Genomic DNA, 19,512 nt, shown 5'->3' with positions numbered 1-19,512 from the left:
GACGATGCAGAGACGTCACAAACGTAAGCCGTCCGGGCTGCGACCGCCGGGGAAAGATCCGTTCTGCGCTCAGCGCGGCCGGTCCGTTCTCGTGCGCTTTCGGGAGTAAGCACAGGTAGGATCGGTGGCGGGTCGTCATCCTGGATGCCGCCCAGTCACGGAGTCTGCATCGCTTTTGCAGCGGAGGGCAGGCTCGACGTCGTGGAGGTGCCATGCAGCCGAACTTCCCGCACGGGGTGTCGCTGGTCCGTGAGCGGCTGCGCGACGCCCTCTTCGCGCGGGTGGCGGGGCCCGACGGGCCACGCAACCGCGCACGCATCCACGGCGCGCCGGGAGAGCGCTGGTTCGGGCCGGACAGCGCGATCCGGCGGGTGCACGGGGACACGGCCATGTTCGTGGGCGGCCTGCGTGCGCTGCTGTTGCAGTCGCTGCACCCGTTGGCGATGGCGGCGGTGGCCGCGCACTCGGGCTACCGCGGCGATCCGTGGGGCCGTCTGCAGCGCACGAGCACCTTCCTCGCCGTGACCACGTTCGGCACGGCCGAGGACGCCGCGCGCGCGGTCGAGACCGTGCGCGCGGTCCACCGGCGGGTGCGGGGAGTGGCCCCGGACGGTCGGCCCTACCGGGCCGACGACCCGCGGCTGCTGGCGTGGGTGCACATCGCCGAAGTCGACAGCTTCCTGCGTGCCCACCAGCGCTACGGCGCGCGGCCCCTCGACGAGGCGGGGTGCGACTCCTACGTCGCCGAGACGGCCGTGATCGCCCGGGCGCTCGGGGTACCCGACCCGCCGGTGACCCGAGCCGGGCTCGACCGGGCGCTGGCCGAGTACCGGCCCGAGCTGCGTGGTACCCCGGAGGCCCGGCAAGCCGCCCGGTTTCTCCTGCTCACCCCGCCGGTCCCGTGGCCGGCCCGGCTGCCCTACGCGGCACTGGCGGCCTCGGCGGTGGCGATGCTGCCGGCGTGGACGCGCCCGCACCTGCGCCTGCCACGGCTGCCGGTCGCCGAAGCGACCGTCGTCCCGCTCGCCGGGCACAGCTTGGTGAAGGTCGTGCGCTGGGCGATGACCGCGGCCTGAACGGAGTCGCCGCGATCTGCCGGGCGGATGGCTGGTGATCACCAGGACCGGGCCGGTGTGGGGGACTGTCGTGGTCTCCGCGGCCATGCTGGGGTTACTGCTGATCGCGATGCGCCGCCTCGACGGCACGAGCGACCGGATGAGCACGGCCGGCCGGGTGCTGCTGCGCAGCCTGCTCGGTGTCTACGCGGGCTGGTCGAGCGTCGCGGTGTAGGTCAACTTGACCACCGTGCTCGCCGATCTCGGTCTCGTGCCCGGCTCGAGGGCGGGCATCGCGGTCCAGATCGCCGCCTTGGCCGCCGCGGTGGTCACGGTGATCCTGGTCGTTCTGCGCCGCGGACCCAGCCGGCCTACGTCGGAGCTGTGGGGTGGGGTGGCCGCGGCGCCGAGCGCGTTCGAGCAGGCGCTGCGCTCCTTGCGCCGCGGCGGCCGGCTGGTGTGCGTCGGCATCCCGGCGGGCGGAGTCCTCCCGGTCCCGATCTTCGAGGCGGTGATCAAGGGGATCTCGGGTCCGGGCCCGCCTGGTGATCGAGTTCCGAGCCGTGACGGGAGCGGTCCAGCCGCCCCCGGGAGGATTTTGGAACATCCACAGAGGACTTTGGTCCCTGTCGGGCGGAGCGGGTCTCGCGATCGACTGTGCCGCGTGACGACCGGACAGACAGGAGCACCCGTGACGGCCACGAGGCCCGGCCCGATTGCCATCCGACCGCAGGTGGGACGCGAACGCGTCAAGGGTGCGTGGCTGCTGCGGCTGCTGCGCACCACCGATCACAAGCAGATCGGCGTGATGTACCTGGTCACCACGTTCGCGTTCTTCCTCATCGGCGGCGCGATGGCGATGCTGATCCGCTCCGAGCTGGCGCGACCGGGACTGCAGTTCCTCTCGCAGGAGCAGTACAACCAGTTGTTCACCATGCACGGCACGGTGATGCTGCTGCTGTACGCGACGCCGAGCGTGTTCGGGTTCGCGAACTTCGTGCTCCCGTTGCAGATCGGCTCACCGGACGTCGCGTTCCCGCGGCTGAACGCGTTCTCGTTCTGGCTCTTTCTGTTCGGCGGTCTGATCATGCTGAGCGGGTTCCTGACCCCCGGAGGCGCCGCCGACTTCGGCTGGTTCGCCTACACCCCGCTGTCGGACGCCATCCACTCGCCGGGCGTCGGGGCCAACCTCTGGATCGTCGGGGTCGCGGTCGGAGGGCTCGGCACGATCCTCGGCGCCGTCAACATGGTCACCACCGTGGTGTGCCTGCGCGCGCCGGGCATGACGATGTGGCGGATGCCGATCTTCACCTGGAACATCCTGGTCACCAGCATCCTGGTGCTGATCGTGTTCCCGATCCTGACCGCGGCCGGGTTCGGGCTGCTCGCCGACCGGCTGATCGGGGCGCACGTGTTCGACCCGGCCAACGGCGGCGCGGTGCTGTGGCAGCACCTGTTCTGGTTCTTCGGCCACCCCGAGGTCTACATCCTCGCTCTGCCGTTCTTCGGGGTGGTCTCCGAGATCCTGCCGGTGTTCTCCCGGAAACCGCTGTTCGGCTACCGCGGCCTGGTCTGGGCGACGCTGTCCATCGCGGCCCTGTCGGTCGCGGTGTGGGCGCACCACATGTACGCCACGGGCGCCGTGCTGCTGCCGTTCTTCTCCTTCATGACGTTCCTGGTCGCCGTGCCCACCGGGGTCAAGTTCTTCAACTGGATCGGCACGATGTGGAAGGGGCAGCTCACGTTCGAGTCGCCGATGCTGTTCTCCGTCGGCTTCCTGGTCACCTTCCTCTTCGGCGGCCTGTCCGGCGTGCTCCTCGCGGCCCCGGCACTGGACTTCCACGTGTCGGACAGCTATTTCGTGGTTGCGCACTTCCACTACGTGCTCTACGGCACGATCGTGTTCGCCACCTTCGCCGGCATCTACTTCTGGTTCCCCAAGATCACCGGCCGGATGATGGACGAGAAGCCGGCCCGCTGGCATTTCTGGACCACGTTCCTCGGCTTCCACGGCACGTTCCTCGTCCAGCACTGGCTGGGCAACGAAGGCATGCCGCGCCGCTACGCCGACTACCTGAGCACCGACGGGTTCACCACGCTCAACACCATCTCGACGGTCGGCGCCTACCTGCTCGGCGTTTCGGTGCTGCCCTTCATCTGGAACGTCTTCAAAAGCTACCGGTACGGCGAGATCGTCACGGTGGACGACCCGTGGGGCTACGGCAACTCGCTCGAGTGGGCGACGTCCTGCCCGCCGCCGCGGCACAACTTCACCGAGCTGCCCCGGATCCGCTCCGAGCGGCCCGCGTTCGAGCTGCACTACCCGCACATGGTCGAACGCCTCCGCCGCGAGGGCGAAATCACCTTCACCGGCAAGCCGAAGGCACACGCCGCCGACGCGGACCCGCCGCGGCTGCCCGCGGATCGATGACGAAACCTGTTGTGCCATTGCCGATCACCACAGACGAAAGGCACTCGGTGTCGAGCACGCTCACCCTGGCCGTGGACATCTCGGGCGACGTCGTCCCGGGCGCTTGTGAGTACGTCCGCCGCCGGATCGGCGCATTCCTCCGGCGGGTACCGGCCCAGGTCGAATCCGCGAAGCTCAAACTCACGGTGTACCGGAAACCGGCCGTGCCGCGGCCGGCGCTCGTCCAGGTGAACCTCATCGCCGACGGGCAGCCGGTGCGTGCCCAGCTGACCGGCGCGTTCTTCCAGGAGGCGGCCACGCTGCTCCGGAAACGGCTGAATGAACAGCTGGTGCGGCTGCAGAACCCGGCCGTGCCGCGGCCGTGGCCGCCACCGCGCGATGAGCCGCCGTCGGTTCCGCGTCCGGCCGGGCAGCGGGAGGTCGTGCGCCGCAAACAGTACCCGCTGCGGACGTGCCGCCCGGACGACGCGGCCCTGACCATGGACCTGATGGACTATCGCGTCCACCTCTTCGTCGACGCGGACACCGGCGAAGACGCGGTGGTGTACCGCGGGGGTCCGACCGGGTACCGGCTCGCCCGGCTGGCCGGCCTGTCTCCGCCGGCCGGGACCGTGACGACCCCGTGGGTCGTCAACGTCCACCCGGTGCCCCGGCTGGACGCCCGCGCCGCCTGCGAGCGGCTCGATGCCCTCGAACTGCCCTTCCTCTTCTTCCGGGACGCCGAGACCGACCGCGGGGTCGTGCTTTACCAGCGCTACGACGGGCACTACGGGCTGGTCACCGCGACCTGACGCCTCTCGGAGGCCACGGTCGTGCGCGTCGTCGGCTGCGGGGTCAGTGCGAGGACTCGTCGGTGGGGAAGACGGTGTCGAAGAGCCACTGCAGCGGCGTGCGGTGGGACGTTTCCCCGTCGGCGATTTCCTTGGCTTCGGCGGGATCGGCCGCGTGGTGGACGTCCTCGACGAACTTGGCGAACCGCCGCAGGTCGGCGCGGGCGCGGGTGGTGATGAGCCCGAGTGCCTGGGCGATCCGTTCGGTGAGCTCTTCGAGCTCCAGTTCCAGCTCGAGGGTCAGGGTTGCGGAGTCGGGGCCGTCGGTGTTCACGACGGCGTGCCCCCGGTGCCGGGGACCGTTTGCGCTGACCCAGTCCAGTGTCCGGCGCTGGGGGTCGGTGGTGACGTCGATGCTGTAGCGGCGCGGGATCCCGGCGAGGGTGTAGACGAACTGGAACCGGTCGGGGTGGCCGTCGACCGGGAACACCTGCTCGACCGAGCGCATGAACCTCGGGTAGTGGCTGAAGTCGGTGAACCACTTGAAGGTGGTGTCGGCCGAAGCCGCCACGTCGGTTTCGGCTCGTACGACGTCCGCCATGGTGCCCTCCGTACTCCGGTCGGTAGTGCGTCTGCTGTGCCGAACGTAGCCGGGTTTGGCCGCTGCCGCTGGTCCGATCGGGTGGGCGAGCACCCCGGTACCAGGGGGTGATGTCCGGCCGACCAGGGCAAACCACTCGATCGCGGGAGGGAAGGAACTGCGATTCAAACTCGATTCACCGCAGCCAGGCTTCGGAGCGGCTCGTTAGTGTGGCCGAAGCGGCGTACTGGCGGCTCAGGTCGAAATATCACCGCATATTCGGGAAAAGAGTGATCGATTCCTCTGTGGAACGGCGAGAGGGTCGCCGACTGTCCACAGTGTCATGGATCGATCTTGAATCAGTCGGGGGGCTGGTGTGGCCGCAGCGCGGAGGTGCTGGTCATGGTGTGCGGCGGACGGGTCTACGCATCCGAGTTGAAGGCCGCGCTGCGCGCGGGCCGTGGCCGGTTCCGGCGGCGCCGGAAAATCCGGCTTCCCGAGCCCAATGACCGCGACCGGCTCGGCGACTTCTGGTCAACCGCGACGGCGCGGGCCTGGCTGAACGCCGGGGGCGGGTTCGAGGCGATGAGATTCCCGCTGCACTGGTGGCCGGACGCCACGCGGCCGGCGACGCTGGTCCGGGCCATCCCCCTCTTCGGGGCCGGATTCGACCTCCGGCCCCGGGCGGTCCTGCAGGAGTGGGCCGCCACGGGGGGCCGGGTGGTCGTGAGCTGGTGCCTGGACGGCCGGCCCGTGCCGCTGGCGGAGGTGGCTCGCACGGTTCCCGCCGCGGCCGCGTGCCTGCGCGTCGGAACCCGCTGGACCGGAACCGGTCCTGAAATCGTCTCGGTCACCGGAGCCGATCCCTCGGCCGCACCGCAGCCGTGCGCGTGGCCGGATCTGGCCCGGGTGCTGGGACTCGCCGCGCCCTACTGGCCGCCGGGTCTGCGTGACCCGGAGCTCATCGGCCGGTGGCGGCCGGGCGACCCGGTCGTCCGGCACCCCGCGATGACGGTGCTGCCGGTGTGGCCGTTGCTGGAACTGGCCGCGCTGCACCCGGTCGGGCACCCGGTGCACCGCGCGCTCGTGCACACGGCGCAACGCATTTCCGGCCAGCGCGCCGCCGGCGTGCCGACCGACCGGGAGCTGTCGGTGCTGCGGCCGGAGCAGATCTCGCTGGCGGCCGTCGACGACGGGTGCGCGCCCGCCGATCCGGTCGACCCGCCTGATCCGGTGATCCGGCTGGGGTGGCGCGAGGTCCAGAACCGCGAGGACCTCCTGGCCGAACAGTGCATCCGGCTGGTTCACGACTGGGACGGCGGTACCCCGTTGACACATCCCCAGGTCGTCACCGTGTCCCTGCGGTCGGCCGCCGGCGCCGAATTCGCGGCCCGGCTGCGCTCCTGCGGACGGCGGGCGGTCCACGCACTCGCCGACCCGCTGGGTACCGGGGCGCCTCTCGTCGATCCCGAGTCCGACGCCCCCGCGGTGGTCCCGATCCGGGATCCGCGGGCGGTGCGGGTCCTGGCTCCGCGCCGGCTCGCCTCGCCGGCCACGCTCGGCGAGGTCGTCCTCGAGGATCCGGTCTTCGTCCGGGATGATGCCGGAACGCTGCACCTCGCCCCGCGGGCCCCGCGGTCGGCCTACGGCTGGGGTGGCGACGAGCGCGGCCGCGCGGAACTCGCTCTTCTGCTGGAACGGTTGCTCACGGACCTGACGGCCGATCCCGACGCCCTCCGCGGGACGCCGGACCCGGGCCTCACCGAGCTGCTCGGTCGCGATTGGGCCGCCGGCACCGTGCTGACCCGTGACCGGCTCCGGGCCCACCTGGTGCCATGACGACCGGGGAACCCTCCGGCCGTCGAGACCGGCCTCACCAGGAGATCCACCAGTGCGGAGAACGAGGTCATGCGCAGCCCGGTCGGCGACCGGTGAGAACTGCACCCGATCCGCGAGGTGGGTTGGTCGCTCGTCGGGCTGCGTGGCATCGGACGCAACGCAACTGTGGCGGTAACGAGCCGGTTCGTCGGACATCGGGGAGCTTTCGCCTTCGTTGTAGCGCTTGTGCATCTTTTGTGGTTGCCCGGTCGGGCCGTTTTGGCGAGGACCGTTCGCCGTCGATGGTCATGACTTTGGTCTCTGTCGGGGCGCTTGCCGGTGCGTGATCATCCTGTCCAGCCGGATGGAGGTGGGGGAGCGTGTGCTCGGAGGTGGGAGCCGTGGGACCGCTTACGTCGTCCGCCAGCAGCGCGGTTCTCCGTTCTGCGGTGCTGGCACCGTCGATCTACAACACCCAGCCGTGGTTGTTCCGCTGCACGACGGGGGAGGTCGAGGTGCACGGCGACTTCCGCAGGGCTCTTCCGGTCACCGACGGGGAAAACCGGGAGCTGGCGCTCTCCTGCGGGGCCGCGCTGTTCAACCTCCGGACCGCCATCCACCATCGTGGCTTCCTGCCGATCAGCACGGTACGGCCCCGCCCCGGGCATCCTTCGCTGTTCGCCGCCGTTCGCCCGGTGCCGACCGCCGCCCCCCACCGGTCCGTGAGCCGGCTGGCCGAAGCCATCCCGCGGCGCCGCACCGCCCGGGCTGCCGTGACCGCCTGCGCCGTTCCGGACGCGGTCATCGCCGAGTTGCGGCACGCGGCTGAGGCGGAACAGTCGTGGTTGGTCGTGTTCGCCGAGAGGCAACGGGCCGAGGTGGCCGCCCTGATCGCGCGAGCCTGCCGCGCTCAGCTGGCCGATCCGCAGTTCCGGGCCGAGCGGTCGCGGTGGTCCGGCCGCGGTCGGACCAGTGATGGACTGCCGGCTTCCGGGGAGTTTCGCCGTCCGGCTGCGCTGACTCGCGCCGGCCACGAGGTGCCGCTCCTGGTCCTGATCGCTTCGTTCGACGATGGGCCGGTTGCGTGGTTGCACGCCGGCCAGGCCCTGCAGCGAGTGCTGCTCACCGCAACGCTCGCCGGGCTGGACGCAGGATTCTGGTCCGCGCCGGTGGAGGTCGGGTCCGCGCGGCGCGAGCTGCGTGCGCTTTCGGGAGGGGCGGTGTGGCCGCAAGCGCTCCTCGCGCTCGGCCGTGGCCGCGCTGCGACGCCGTCGGCGCGCCGTGACCTCGCCGAGGTGCTGATCGAATGATCCGTCGTGCGGGAAAACCCGGCAGCTGCTGCGGCACCGGAAAGAGCGGTGAAGTCAGGTTTCCGGCATCAGGGTTGCCGCTACGGCAGTGACGCCCGCACCCGCCGTTGGTCCGGCCGGCCTGGCGGATCGAAGCATGCGCGGAAAGGCTCTTTCAGCTCCGCGGGTGGTGACTTCCGGCCCTGTGCCGTTCCGGGTCCGCCGGGTCGGCTGAGGTGATGAGCCGGATCCAGGTCGACCGCGCGAGTCCCACCGACCGCGCCTTCCTCGCGATGGGCACCGGCGACGGGCCGGTCCAGTTCGGTGTCCTCCTGCTGCTCGGCCCGGCCCGGGGACTCGACTTGGCTCGGGTGCGGCAGTTGATCGGCGAACGGCTCCCCGCCGTCCCGCGCCTTCGTCGCCGGCTGGTGCCGGCACCGTGGGGCGGCGGTGGCCCGATCTGGGTCGACGATCCGGGGTTCGATGTCCGCCGCCATGTCCGGCCCGCGGTGTGCGCGCCGCCGGGGGACCGGCAAGCGGTGTTCGACACCGCGCTCTCGCTGGTTTCGGCGCGGCTGCCCCGGGAGGCCCCGCCGTGGTCGGCGACGTTCCTCACCGGGTTGACCGGCGGGGAAGCGGCGCTGGTCGTCGTGCTCGACCACGTGCTCGCGGACGGGGTGGGCGGCCTCGCCGTCCTGGCGCGGCTGGTCGACGGCGCTCCCGCGGTTGCGGCCCCCTTTCCGCGTCCGTCGCCGGACGCGCCGGCGCTGCGCCGGGAGGCTCTGGCCGGCCGGCTGCGGTCGGTGTGCCGGATCGGGCCGGCCGTGCGTGCGCTCTTCGCGTCGACCGGAGCTGCCGGCGGGCTGCACCCGCCCCGCGCCACCGCGTGTTCGCTGCTCGGGCCGGCGGGGCCCCGCCGCCGGCTCGCGGTCGTCCGGGCCGAGCTCGCGCCGCTGCGGGCCGCCGCCCACCGGCACGGGGCCTCGGTGAACGACGCCGTCCTGGTCGCCGTGGCCGGGGCGCTCCACCGGCTGCTGCTGACGCGCCACGAAGACGTCCGGGCGTTCGCGGTCGCCGTGCCGGTGTCCGGCCGGGCGGCGGCGGATGCCTCGCACCTCGGCAACGCGGTCAGCCCGCTGCTGCTCACCGTCCCGGCGACCGGCGACGTGGCCGGGCGGCTCGCCCTCGTCGCGGCCCGGGTCCGTGCCTCGAAAGCGGCCGCGACGGGACCGCCGCCGATCGCCGTGCTGGGCGCGCTGTTCCGGTTGTCGGCCACGCTCGGCCTCTACCGGTGGTACCTGGACCACCAGCACCGGATGCACACGCTCGTCAGCCACGTGCGCGGACCGGCCGGGCCGGTGACGTTCGGTGGCGTCCCCGTCGTCGAAGCCGTTCCGCTCAGCGTCGGGGCGAGCGGCAATCTGTCGGTGGTGTTCGAGGTGCTGTCCTACGCCGGGAGCCTGGTGGTGTCGGTGCTCGCCGACGCCGCCCGGTGTCCCGACCTCGACGCGCTCGCCGACGGCCTGGCGGCGCAGCTGGCGCTGGTGTGCCGGGAATCCCGGTGAGATGGGGTCTTCCGGCTCCGGCGCAGTGGACTCGCGACTCTGCCGGGGTCTGTCCCGCCGGAACGACGATCGGCGGCGAACGGAGGCCACCATGACGACCGGCGTGCGGTCCCGCCGACCACCCGTCCGGGCCCGGCTCGCCGGGTACCTGGCCGGGGTGGTGGTCAACGGCGTGCTGCTCGCCCTGATCAACGGGCAGCCGGGCTGGGTGGCCGTGCCGTTCCTCACTGCCGGGTTCTCCTCGGTGCTGGGGGCCGTCGACCTCGCGCTGGTGACCGGCCTGGTCACCGGCTTCCTCCACCTGTGGCACGACCCCGAGCGGCTCGTCATCGTCGACGGCTTCGTGACGACGGGCGCCGGCCTGGTCGCCCTCGTGCGGATCTGGCTGGTCTTCCCCCTCGACTTCGGCGCGACGCCGGTCGACTGGGCTGCGGTGGCCCGGGGTGTGCTGGCGATCGGCATCGCCGGATCCGTGCTCGGGCTGATCTCCGGGCTGGTGGACCTGGTCCGGGCCGGGCGCGCGGGTGGTTCTCCCGTCGAGCGAAAGGTGTGATCATGACCGACTCCGTCGTCACTGTGGCAGCGACCGGTGAGGAGCTGCTGATCGACCGGTTCCTGCCCCGGTTCGACGTGACCGTGACCGAGCACCTCGTGGCCGAAGCCGGCCTCGGCGAGACCTGGCGGGCCGTGCGTGACCTGGACCTGAGGCGGGTCCGCGCACCCCTGACGCACTTGGCGGTGTTCGCGCGGAACACGCCGGAACCGCTGAAGCCGTTCGCCGGGGACATCCCGCTCCCCGGATGGCTGCGGCTGGGTGAGACACCGGGCCGTGAGGTGGTTCTGGGTGCGGTCGGGCGGTTCTGGCAGCCCGGCGTCGAGTGGTACGACGTGCGGACGATGACGCCCGCCGAGTTCACGGCGTTCGCCGAGCCGGACCGGTGCCGGATCGCCGCGGCGATCTCGGTGCGGCCCTTCGGCCCGGCGCGAACGCTGATCACCTGCGAAGCTCGGACTGGCACCACGGATCCGGTGTCGGCACGCCGGTTCGCGCGCTACTGGTGGCTGGTCCGGCCGTTCGTCCGCTTCGTCATGCAGGCGACGCTGCGCACGATCCGCGATGACGCGGCCGCCCTCGCCGGTCGCCGTCCCGTGCCTGCGAGTGGCCCGGTCCACCGCTGGGCCCGCCGGCAGTACCGCGGGGCCCGGCCCCACGGCGTGGCGCGGGTGTTGAACCGCGGTGACGCGCTCGCGTACGCCGCCGGCCTGCTGCCGAAGCGGGGCGTGACGCTGGAGGTGACCGGCCGGCTCACCGGCCGGCCAGTCCGGGTACCACTCGTCGTGGCCCACCACGAGGGGGGAGCGCTACCTGGTGGCGATGCTCGGCGAGCGGACCCAGTGGGTGCGCAACGTCCGCGCGGCGGACGGTCACGTGGTACTCCGGCACGGCCGTCGCGAAGCCGTACGGCTGGAAGAGGTCGCACCCGAGGAACGCCCGCCGGTGCTCCGCCGGTACCTGGCCGTCGCACCCGGGGCGCGGGCCCACATCCCCGTCGACCGGCGGGCTCCGCTCGAGGAGTTCGCCCGGATCGCCGCGGACGTCCCGGTGTTCCGGATCGTCCCGGAGGACGCCGCCACCTGAGCGCCCGGGCCGGGTGGTCGAGCGCCGGTGCCGGCGCGGATCTCGTCGACTTCGCCGCGCGTCGCACGCAGGCAGCCGGACGCGGCCCGCGCGCGGCGCGCGACCGCCGTCGCCGGGCTCACCGGCACCGAGGCGGCGGTTGTCCGTCGGCGAGACTCCCCCGGTCGGGGCGCACGGACATCGCCCCGGTGCAGGAACGGCGGCTGCCGTCGGCCGGACTCCGGTGGGCGGCCGTCGCCACGCGCGGGCTGCCGGATCAGGCCGGGCTGCTGCGGGCCCGCACCACGGCCGGTGGCGGCTCGACGAGTTCGCCTTGATCCGGACGGGCGAACCGGGCCGTCGTCACCGCTCAGCACGAGCTGTGCGTGAGGAGATCGAAGGCGCGGACCTGGTGGGCGTTCGCTTGGCCGAGCTCGTGGTCCAACCTGTTCACGGCGGCGAAGTCCTGCCCGTCGACCGCCTTCAACCAGTCGTGCATGCCCCGGTCCATCAGCTCCGTCGAGCGGTGCATTTCGGCATCGGCCTCGTGCAGGCAGCCGGGAACGGTCCGGCCGGCCAGCGCCTTCTCCAGAGCGGCGTTGGCGTCGTGCACCTTCCTGAGTGCATCCCGGCACTCCGGCACGTTCGACGGCCCGCAGACGGCCGGGATGCCGGCGATCGCCGCGCCGACCGCGTTCGCCACGGGTGCCATGGCGGCGAGGTAGACGCCGGCTTCGACGCCGGGGACTCCGGTCGCCGGCGGTTCGGTGATCGAAGCCGGCGTCGTGCCGGACGGCTCCGGGGTGCCCGGACTGCCGCCGCACGCGGCGCTCGCGGCCGTGATCGCCGCGGCCAGGAGGATCACAGTCGGCTTCCGCATGGTTCGGGCTCCTTCCGCCACGGCGGGTGGGATTCGTCTCGGGTGTCGGAGTTCCGCGGTGCGGCCGCGCCGGCCACGCCGGACAGGGTGACCTTCACCACGGCAGTTTCGTCGCTGGGTCACCGGCCCGGGCAGGGTCGCAGGACTGCCGGTCGCGGGACTTTCGGCCTCGGCAGGCAGGTCGCGGTGGGCGTGAACGGATCGCCGAGCGGCGCGGCGGACCGCCGTGCGCTCAATCCACAGTGGAACAGACGGGGACGTTGCGTCCTGCGGGATGTCGCCGGGACGTGCTGCCCTCGTCCGCGTCCGGAACACGGCGGAGGCCGGTCGCGGGCAGTTCGCCCGACGGCGGAATCAGCGCCACACCGCGGCGTGCCGGCCGGCGGGGAATTCGGCGCTGCCGGCCACGGTGCCGGCTTCGTTGATCGCGCGCACGCCGATCACCGGCGACGGCGACGGCGACGGGAACTCGTGCGGAGCCCCGGCCCGGTCCCACCACACCGAGGTGGCCGTTCCGTCCGGGCGGCCCGAGGACCCGACGACGATTCCCGCGTCGTTGACCGCGTTCGGGTAACTGCCACCGCCCTGGTGCAGGGGCTTCAGCTCGGTCACCCGGCCGGAGCGATCCCAGCGGAGGCCGGGAGCCACGGCGATGCCGGATCGGCTCGTGTAGTAGAGGTAGCTGTCCGCTTCGAGCACCTCGGGAGGCCGGATCACGCCGTCGCGGTACTGCCAGCGTGCCATGTGGTAGCCGGTGGTGTTGACGTCGCCGACGATGAGACCGTCTTCGGTGACCCCCAGAGCCCAGCTGACCACCTGGCCCGGAGCCGGGGGAAGTTCGATCACCCCGCGGTCGTGGTCCCACAGGAGCGCGTGCGCCCACCCGTCGGCTAAGTCGGCCAAGCCGACGATCAGACCCCGGTTGTTGATGCCCAGAGCGGTTCCGTCGACGGCACCCGGTGGCAACCCGAGATCGACGACCTGCCCGCCGGCCGTCCAGCGCACCGGGTGCCCGTGGCCGTCGGGCGCGCCCGCGGAGCCGACGACGACGTCGTGGTCGTTGATCGCCTGGGGATGGCTCGCGGCGCCCGGGGCCAAGGCGGGCAGCCGGTGCAACGTTCCGTCCGGTGACCACCGCAGGCTGCACGAACCGGACGTCAACGCGCAGTTATCCGCGAATCCGAACGTGGTGCCGCGCTGGTTGACGCCGAGTGCGTACGTGTCGGACCCGTCGACCGAGCCCAGGTCGGTGATCCGCGAAGAGCGGTTCCAGCGGACCGCGTGCTGCACCGTCGACGTCCCGGTGGTGGAGGTGCCGACGACGACGCCGTTGTCGTTCAGGGCGGTGGCCGAACTCAAGCCGCCGGGCAAGGCGCCCAGATCGACGACCGTGCGTGGTCCGGCCGCGTTCGCCGCCGGCGCGGAAACGGAGGACATCAGCAGCAGCACCACGGCCGTCGTCACGGACCTCGGCCGGAAACGGGTGCAGCCGGGCATGACACGCTCCCCTCCCAGGGTGCAGGAACCTGCAGTGTCTTCTTGCGGGCAGCGCGCGGGAAAGGGGCGCACGTCGCCGCGAAGCAGGGCGAATTCCTCTGTTGTCGCATGCGCGACGATGCCCTGCCGCATGGGTGTGCCCGTCGGGGTAGGCGCTTCAGCGTGAGTCGGCGGCCTTGTCGCACGGGCTGACCCGGTACAGCCGGAACGAGCCACCCTGGTCGATCTGGCGGAACCCGGCCGACGGTGCCGGGTAAGCGGTGCCGTCCCACCGGTTGCCCCGGGCGAAGTCATTGGTCAGCAGGTACCTGACCTGGAGCCGGTTGACGATCTCGCACACGCGGGGATCGCTCGCCGCCTGGTTGAGGTGCTGGGCCAGGTACACCTGGTCCGTCGTCAGCCGGCCCAGGTTGAGCTGGGGGAACAGGACCTGGCGGCGGGTCAGGGCCATCACCGCCGGGCTGCCGTTGTACGGCATCTGGGCCACGATCGTGCCCGGCTCGGTCCGCCGGCCGATCCGCGTGAATAAGGCGTATTCGTCCGGGGTCACGAGCGGAGCGGCTTTCGGGTACGCAGCCAGGACCCGGTCGCGGTGGTCGGCGTGGTGCAGGCCGCCGGTCGCCAGCAGCAAGGCGATCACCACCACCACGGCGGCGGCCGGGGGCCACAGGCGAAGCCGGCGCAGCACGCCGTCCGGCGCGAGCCCGGCACGCGCCGCCGAGACGACCGCCAGCACGCCGATCACCACGAGCGGGACGCCGGTGACCGGGAGCATGGCGGCCAGCCGGTGGGAGTCGGTGTACCAGAAGCCGGTGAAGATCCGGCGAGTCGCTCCGGGCACGCCCGCGGCCAGCACGTACAGGCCGCCGGAGAGGGCGTGCCCGGCCACGAGCCACCGGCGGGAGCGCTGCCGGAAGCACGACACCGCCCCCACGACCACCAGCCCGGCCAGGACCCAGCCCGCGCCGTGGTGGTTCGTCGCCCCGGTCAGTACCTCACCGAGTGCCTGTGACGGCGACTCGAAGGGCGGTGAGTCCGCGGTCATCGGTCCCGCGAACACGCCCAGCCTGACGACGACCAGCCAGTACGCCGGCGCGGCGAGCACGATGGGCGCGGCGAACAGGGCGGCCTGCGGCCGCCGGCCGGCCCGGTACCGCCGGGCAGCGGCCCGTGCGAGGGCGACGACGATCGCGGGGAGGGTGATCGCGGTCAGGCTGACGACCGCGTTCGGGTGTGCGATGGCGATCGCGGTCAGCGCCACCGGCGCCAGCAGGAACGCCCGCCCACGGCCGATCACGTCCTCCCGGGCCAGGCCGGCCATCGACATCACGACCGCGACCCCGGCCGGGACCAGCGAGAGCCCCAGCAGGTTGGGCCAGAGGATGCCCCAGCCGAGCAGTTCCCAGGGGAACGCGCCGAACGCGACGCTCAGCAGGCCGGCGAGGGCCAGTGCCTGCCGGTCCGGCCCGGCCAGCTGCCGCATCAGCAGGACGCAGCCCAGCGGCCACACGACCAGCGCGATGGTGACGGACAGGATGTTCGCCGTGGCCGGCACCGAGCCGCCGGTGAGCATGGCGAGCAGGGAGCCCAGATCGTGCCAGGCCGCGGGGTAGAAGCCGCGGACGCGTCCGGGCACGCCGAGGGTGTCGATCCGGAACGTGGACGCCACCCCGCTGTTCAGGATGTTGGCGACGGCGTTGTAGTGGAAGGACGAATCGTCGGTCTTGACCAGCTCCTCGGGACTGCCGATCGCCGCTCGGACGGTGAGCGCCCCGAGCGCCAGCGCGACGACGAGGCCGCCCGCGGCCGCCGCGACGACCGGCAGGCCGTCGCCCGGCGCGGGTTGCGGCAGCCGTCTCCGAAGCGGCAGGACGACGCACCCGGCGACGACCGCCGACCCGGCGAACACGAGCAGCACCAGCGGCAGCGACCACCGGATGCCGAGTTCCGCCGCGACGATCGCCGTCACCGCCACCAGTGCCACCACGACGACCGGGGCGAGCGCCACCATCGCCAGCCGTCGCAGCCCGAGCAGGTGAGTGAGGGGCAGCCCGGGCAGGATGAGCAGCGCTCCGCAGAGCACCGCCGCCGGCGCAGCGTCGAGCCACGACATGGTCGAACCCCCTGGTACGGAAACCCGGCGCCCTGCCGGGAATCGGCGTGCACTGGTGGCGTCATCGCCGCCGGACCGGCAGAAGTTACTCGTTTCGCAGTCAATTGCCGAATCCGCAGTGGAACGGTTTGAAAAACCGGAATTCCGCGGCGCAGAAACGGCGCTGAATCGCGGCTGCCGTTCCCGAGCTCTCGTTTCTTTCAGGAGAATCGCGCTCGTCGGATGATCGCCCCGGACCGTCGGAAACGGTGGTGATGGCCGGGCGGCGAGGGGAGGGGAGGCCACTCCTGAACCACCACCACCGTTACGGGAGGGAGGGCGCCCGTTGCGGGGATCTGCAGGCCCGGGCCGCTCCCTCACCTTCGAGGTTCGTCCGCGGTACCGGCGGTGCCCAGAGCGGAAAGTCCTTGCTCGGCAGGTACAACGTCGTCCGGTGCGCTGTTCCGGAGTGGCGCCGGGCCGGCGTGTTCCTCCGCGAACGGTGCCAGCAGTTCGCGCAGCTCGTCCGCCGTCAACCGGCTGTTGGCGGGGCGGGGTTCGGCCGGCGGCGGGTCGGTGTGGTCGAGCCCGAGCATCGCCAGCAGTTCCGCTTCGTCGTCATCGTTGCGTGCGTGCCGCTGCACCGTGCGGGCGGCACGCCTGCGTTCCTCGGGTGACGGCCCGCCGGCCGCGGTGGTCCCGAGCATCGCGCTCCCTCCTCGGTCGGTGTGGGCGGTTCACTCTTCCGGTTCGGAGGCGTCGAGCCGGTACCCGGGGACCAGCCGGGGGTGGCCCGGGGTGAACTCGACCCAGACCGAGCCCGGGCGGAGGTCGGGGGACCGGCCGACGACGACGCCGGTCCGCCCGTCGAACCGGCCGCCGTGGGCCCGCACGTGCAGGCCGCTGGGGAACCCGCCCGCCCGGGCGGGCCCGGGGTCGTTGTCGTGGTGGAGGAACCCCATGTCACTCACCCTTTTTCTCGCCGGCCGTCAGCCGCAGGTAGCGGGCGATGCCGAAGCGGCACCAGGCCTGGGCGTAGGCGGGGGAAACCTGTGTGAAGGCCGCACCTGCGTCGATGATCCGGGGTTCGCTGACCACGTACGTGATCCCACCCGAACGGAGGGTCGCCGTCCCGGCCGCGAGGACGTTGCGCAGCCAGTCGACTTCGCTGCCGTACGGCAGGGGCACGACGAAGCCGCCCGGCACGCGGCCGGCCACCACGGGTGTCCGGTAGGTGCGGCCCGACCGGCGCCCGACGTGCTCGAGCGCCGAGGCGTACCAGTGTTTGCGGCCGGCCAGCAGGAGCATGGCCGGGTTGAGGACATGCTTGTTGAACAACCGAACCCGATCCTTGGCCGAGCGATGCGGGCGCGTCTCGGGCCCATGGTCCTTTGTGGACATTTCAGTCCTCCTTGCGCATCGGACGGTGGTGGTACTTGGACGGCGCCTGGAGAGGTTCGAGGACGTGCCCCAGGCGGCGCCGCGGCGTCGGCGGCAGCGGCTCGGACCCGGGTGGTGCCCACCCGACCCGAAGCAACACCCGGGATGCCTCGGAGGCGTCCCACGAGTCGGTGAGGGAACAGGAGGCCAGGCCGAGAGCCGTTGCCGACAGCAGCACCGCGCTGGTCGCCTCGCCCGCGCGCAGCAGGGCCGGCCGGTCGTCGTCGGCCGCGGTCAAGGCGAGTACTTCGCCGCCCGTCCCGAGAACAGCCGGCCTGGTGAGGAGGGCGCCCGGCGCGCGGCCGGCGGTCCCTGGCCGGATCGGCTTCGGCACCACCTGCAGCCGGGCGCCTTCGCGGGCCGCCGCGCGAGCCAGCGCGTCGAGGTGTTCGCGGGGCACCGGCCACGCCGCGGGCGGGCGGCGGTCGGTGCGACGGCGGGGGATGGCGGCCGCCAGTGCGATGGTTTCCTCCGTCGGGCGTCCGGCGGGGCGGGGAGTCACCACGGCCAGGTGTGCGGGATCGTCCGGATCCGGCAGCCGCTGTATGTCGGTGTGCCAGCCGAGGGCGGCGAAGGCCACTCGGACGTGGTGCAGGGCCGCACCGCAGCCGAGGAGCACGTCCCGTTCCGGCGCCGGACAGTCCCGGTCGGAGAACAGGTGCAGGGTGCTGTACCCGATCCGCCAGCACCACGGCTGGGCGTTGCGGGCGGACGGGGCACGCAGTGCCAGCGCCACCGCGGCCTCCACGGTGGCCGTGTCCGGGATTCGTCGGTCCATCGGTTCGCCTCCGGTTCCCACCGTGGCACCGGGCCGCGGTGGGCCGGGAGAGCCGGAGGGCCCCGCGTCCGGGGACTTCGGGTCACCGTCGGCGCCGGACGCCTTTGGTCCTTTCGGCCGGGGACTTCCGGACCTGGGGTGGCGCGGGCGCGGTGAACAAGATCGGGGACATGGAGATCCGGATCGACACCAGCAAAAACGTCCACGGCGGCGACGACCTGGCGCGGCGCCTCGCCGGCGAGTTCGAAACGGCGCTCGCGCGCTTCGCCGGGGAGATCGACACCCTGCAAGTCCACCTCGGCGGCGATGCGAACCCCGGCGGCCGGCATCGGCGGTGCGTGCTCGAGGCACGCCCCGCCGGGCACGCACCCGTCGTCGTCAGCCACCACGCGGAGACGGTGCTCGAAGCCTGCCACGGTGCCGCGCACAAGCTGGAAAGCGTGCTCGAGACCAAGTACGGCCGGGCCCGGCACCGCAAGGGCGCGGACACCATCCGGCGGCCGCCGGCGACCCGTTAGCGTGCGCGCCGGTCACCTCGCGAGCGGGTGTAGCGGGGACTGTGGAAGACGCTCGCCGCGAGCAGGATGCCGACCACGAACCCGAAGTCGTACCAGTGCCCGTCGTTGCGGACCTCGTAGACACCCACGTGGTCGTTGAACAGGGAGACCAGGAAGGTGATCGGGCAGATGAAGCCGTGCCACAGCCCGGGCCAGAAACCGGGCCGGGCGGCGGTTTCCGCGTAGGCGTTCGCGGCCGGGGCACAGGCGGCCAGGAGCAGGATCAGCGCGACGGACACGGCCGCGGACGCGCGCTTCACCGCAGGCCCGATTCGGTGGCGTCGTCGGCGTCCGGCCGCAGAGCGATCCGGCGCCCGTCGATCCGGTCGAGGCCGATCCGCAGCAGGCGGTCACGCGGTGGCGGCGCCCACGAACGCAGGCCGGGGCCGAACTGGGCGGCCACGGTCGCGACGTCGGTGACCAGGCCGGCCACACCGGTGACGATCACACTCCAGCCGGTGTGGTCGCCGGGGTCGTAGGCGTCGGCCTCGAAGGTGACCGCTTCGCCGTCGATCCGGTCGGCCCAGGCGTTCCGGCCGGCGCGCAGCCAGACGGCGTCGCAGGCAACGGTGAAGTTGACCGGCCGGATGACCGGCCGCCCGGCGCGGACGAAGGCGACCCGGCCGAGCGGGACCGAGGCGAGCAGCGCGCGGCAACGGTCGTGGCTCAAGGCGTGGATCTGCGAAGTGCTCATGGGCGACGTCCTGGGCCGGCGGATCGGGTGAACCAGCCCAGGCTGCGCCGGTGACAGCGGTGGCCCCAGGGGCCGAGGTCACCGGGCGGCGGGACGGAAGTCCACCGGGTCCGCTGGAAGGGACGTTGTCCTCTATGCCGCGGTGGCCGTGCTCGCGAGCGTGGACCAAAGTGCCGGATCGGCAAGGGAGGGCTCATGAGCGCACAGCTGGACGGATGGGTACGGCGGACGGGCGTCCGCGTGGCTGTGGCCGTGGCCGGTGCCGCGGTGCTCACCGGAGTGAGCGGCGAGGGAGCCGGTGCCGGCGAGATTCCGGCGTGGCACCTGATCGCACTGCCGTTACCGCCCGGCAGCTTCAGCAGCACCGCGCTCGTGGTCGCCGACGACGGCACGGCTTACGGCAACGTCTGGTTCCCCGACCGGCCGGACGGGCGACGGGTGGCGGTGC

At 72.5% G+C, this 19,512-nt stretch carries 21 protein-coding genes; 10 read left to right on the top strand and 11 right to left on the bottom strand.

Features of this window, described 5'->3' with window-relative positions; translation table 11 throughout:
- The first annotated feature begins 212 nt into the window (after positions 1-212).
- Together ABZX11_RS20785 and ABZX11_RS20780 are read left to right on the top strand one after the other, a co-directional pair.
- The gene (locus ABZX11_RS20785; protein ID WP_354915092.1) at positions 213-1,076 is read left to right on the top strand and encodes an oxygenase MpaB family protein; all 864 of its coding nucleotides are present in this window, start codon (positions 213-215) and stop codon (positions 1,074-1,076) included.
- 34 nt (positions 1,077-1,110) lie between these two features.
- Complete coding sequence (locus ABZX11_RS20780; RefSeq protein ID WP_354915089.1) at positions 1,111-1,290, top strand: hypothetical protein; 180 nt, start codon at positions 1,111-1,113, stop codon at positions 1,288-1,290.
- Here the strand turns inward: ABZX11_RS20780 and ABZX11_RS20775 are convergent.
- Positions 1,260-1,526, bottom strand: a complete 267-nt coding sequence (locus ABZX11_RS20775; RefSeq protein WP_354915086.1) for a hypothetical protein — start codon at positions 1,524-1,526, stop codon at positions 1,260-1,262. The genes ABZX11_RS20780 and ABZX11_RS20775 overlap by 31 nt on opposite strands.
- 220 nt (positions 1,527-1,746) lie before the next feature.
- On the opposite strand from ABZX11_RS20775, the gene ctaD reads away from it, so the two are divergent.
- Positions 1,747-3,486: a cytochrome c oxidase subunit I gene (ctaD, locus tag ABZX11_RS20770; protein ID WP_354915083.1), complete on the top strand. Its 1,740-nt coding sequence runs from the start codon at positions 1,747-1,749 to the stop codon at positions 3,484-3,486.
- 47 nt (positions 3,487-3,533) lie between these two features.
- On the top strand, positions 3,534-4,277 hold the full coding sequence (locus ABZX11_RS20765; RefSeq protein WP_354915080.1) for a sigma 54 modulation/S30EA ribosomal C-terminal domain-containing protein: 744 nt from the start codon (positions 3,534-3,536) through the stop codon (positions 4,275-4,277).
- A gap of 43 nt (positions 4,278-4,320) precedes the next feature.
- On the opposite strand, the gene ABZX11_RS20760 is transcribed toward ABZX11_RS20765, so the two are convergent.
- The gene (locus tag ABZX11_RS20760; RefSeq protein ID WP_354915077.1) at positions 4,321-4,857 is read right to left on the bottom strand and encodes an SRPBCC family protein; all 537 of its coding nucleotides are present in this window, start codon (positions 4,855-4,857) and stop codon (positions 4,321-4,323) included.
- Between the two features lie 333 nt (positions 4,858-5,190).
- Between ABZX11_RS20760 and ABZX11_RS20755 the strand changes: the two genes are divergently transcribed.
- The 5 genes from ABZX11_RS20755 to ABZX11_RS20735 all read left to right on the top strand — a co-directional run bounded on the left by ABZX11_RS20755 (position 5,191) and on the right by ABZX11_RS20735 (position 11,147).
- The gene (locus ABZX11_RS20755; RefSeq protein WP_354915074.1) at positions 5,191-6,675 is read left to right on the top strand and encodes a hypothetical protein; all 1,485 of its coding nucleotides are present in this window, start codon (positions 5,191-5,193) and stop codon (positions 6,673-6,675) included.
- Between the two features lie 359 nt (positions 6,676-7,034).
- Positions 7,035-7,964 carry a hypothetical protein gene (locus tag ABZX11_RS20750; RefSeq protein ID WP_354915071.1) on the top strand — a complete coding sequence of 310 codons (930 nt, stop codon included), beginning with the start codon at positions 7,035-7,037 and terminating at the stop codon, positions 7,962-7,964.
- A 218-nt stretch (positions 7,965-8,182) separates the two neighbouring features.
- Positions 8,183-9,508 carry a wax ester/triacylglycerol synthase domain-containing protein gene (locus tag ABZX11_RS20745; protein WP_354915068.1) on the top strand — a complete coding sequence of 442 codons (1,326 nt, stop codon included), beginning with the start codon at positions 8,183-8,185 and terminating at the stop codon, positions 9,506-9,508.
- Between the two features lie 91 nt (positions 9,509-9,599).
- Complete coding sequence (locus ABZX11_RS20740; RefSeq protein WP_354915065.1) at positions 9,600-10,061, top strand: hypothetical protein; 462 nt, start codon at positions 9,600-9,602, stop codon at positions 10,059-10,061.
- 816 nt (positions 10,062-10,877) lie between these two features.
- A complete protein-coding gene (locus ABZX11_RS20735) occupies positions 10,878-11,147 on the top strand; it encodes a hypothetical protein (RefSeq protein ID WP_354915062.1) in 270 nt (89 codons plus the stop codon).
- Between the two features lie 349 nt (positions 11,148-11,496).
- Here the strand turns inward: ABZX11_RS20735 and ABZX11_RS20730 are convergent, their stop codons facing one another.
- From ABZX11_RS20730 to ABZX11_RS20700, 7 genes are all read right to left on the bottom strand, one after another.
- Positions 11,497-12,006 (bottom strand): hypothetical protein, encoded by a 510-nt coding sequence (locus tag ABZX11_RS20730; protein WP_354915059.1) that lies wholly within the window; start codon positions 12,004-12,006, stop codon positions 11,497-11,499.
- A gap of 354 nt (positions 12,007-12,360) precedes the next feature.
- Positions 12,361-13,503: a hypothetical protein gene (locus ABZX11_RS20725; protein WP_354915056.1), complete on the bottom strand. Its 1,143-nt coding sequence runs from the start codon at positions 13,501-13,503 to the stop codon at positions 12,361-12,363.
- A gap of 157 nt (positions 13,504-13,660) precedes the next feature.
- Positions 13,661-15,616, bottom strand: a complete 1,956-nt coding sequence (locus ABZX11_RS20720; protein WP_354915053.1) for a DUF6541 family protein — start codon at positions 15,614-15,616, stop codon at positions 13,661-13,663.
- Between the two features lie 356 nt (positions 15,617-15,972).
- Positions 15,973-16,302: a hypothetical protein gene (locus ABZX11_RS20715; RefSeq protein WP_354915050.1), complete on the bottom strand. Its 330-nt coding sequence runs from the start codon at positions 16,300-16,302 to the stop codon at positions 15,973-15,975.
- 30 nt (positions 16,303-16,332) lie between these two features.
- A complete protein-coding gene (locus ABZX11_RS20710; RefSeq protein ID WP_176177091.1) occupies positions 16,333-16,557 on the bottom strand; it encodes a hypothetical protein in 225 nt (74 codons plus the stop codon).
- Position 16,558: 1 nt separating this feature from the next.
- Positions 16,559-16,933 (bottom strand): nitroreductase family deazaflavin-dependent oxidoreductase, encoded by a 375-nt coding sequence (locus ABZX11_RS20705; protein WP_354915047.1) that lies wholly within the window; start codon positions 16,931-16,933, stop codon positions 16,559-16,561.
- 64 nt (positions 16,934-16,997) lie between these two features.
- Positions 16,998-17,813: an NAD(P)H nitroreductase gene (locus ABZX11_RS20700; RefSeq protein ID WP_354915044.1), complete on the bottom strand. Its 816-nt coding sequence runs from the start codon at positions 17,811-17,813 to the stop codon at positions 16,998-17,000.
- Between the two features lie 152 nt (positions 17,814-17,965).
- On the opposite strand from ABZX11_RS20700, the gene ABZX11_RS20695 reads away from it, so the two are divergent.
- Positions 17,966-18,331, top strand: coding sequence for an HPF/RaiA family ribosome-associated protein (locus tag ABZX11_RS20695; RefSeq protein ID WP_354915041.1), 366 nt, complete (start codon positions 17,966-17,968; stop codon positions 18,329-18,331).
- On the opposite strand, the gene ABZX11_RS20690 is transcribed toward ABZX11_RS20695, so the two are convergent.
- Together ABZX11_RS20690 and ABZX11_RS20685 are read right to left on the bottom strand one after the other, a co-directional pair.
- Positions 18,328-18,630: a hypothetical protein gene (locus ABZX11_RS20690; protein ID WP_354915038.1), complete on the bottom strand. Its 303-nt coding sequence runs from the start codon at positions 18,628-18,630 to the stop codon at positions 18,328-18,330. The two genes, ABZX11_RS20695 and ABZX11_RS20690, sit on opposite strands and share 4 nt — an antisense overlap.
- Positions 18,627-19,064, bottom strand: coding sequence for a pyridoxamine 5'-phosphate oxidase family protein (locus ABZX11_RS20685; RefSeq protein ID WP_354915035.1), 438 nt, complete (start codon positions 19,062-19,064; stop codon positions 18,627-18,629). The genes ABZX11_RS20690 and ABZX11_RS20685 overlap by 4 nt, the downstream gene beginning before the upstream one ends.
- Positions 19,065-19,512: the final 448 nt, after the last annotated feature.

The organism is Amycolatopsis sp. NPDC004169 (genome assembly GCF_040610315.1).
GTDB lineage: Bacteria > Actinomycetota > Actinomycetes > Mycobacteriales > Pseudonocardiaceae > Amycolatopsis.
The sequence above is the reverse complement of the archived record's forward strand: the minus strand, read 5'-3'. Positions and strand labels throughout refer to the sequence as shown.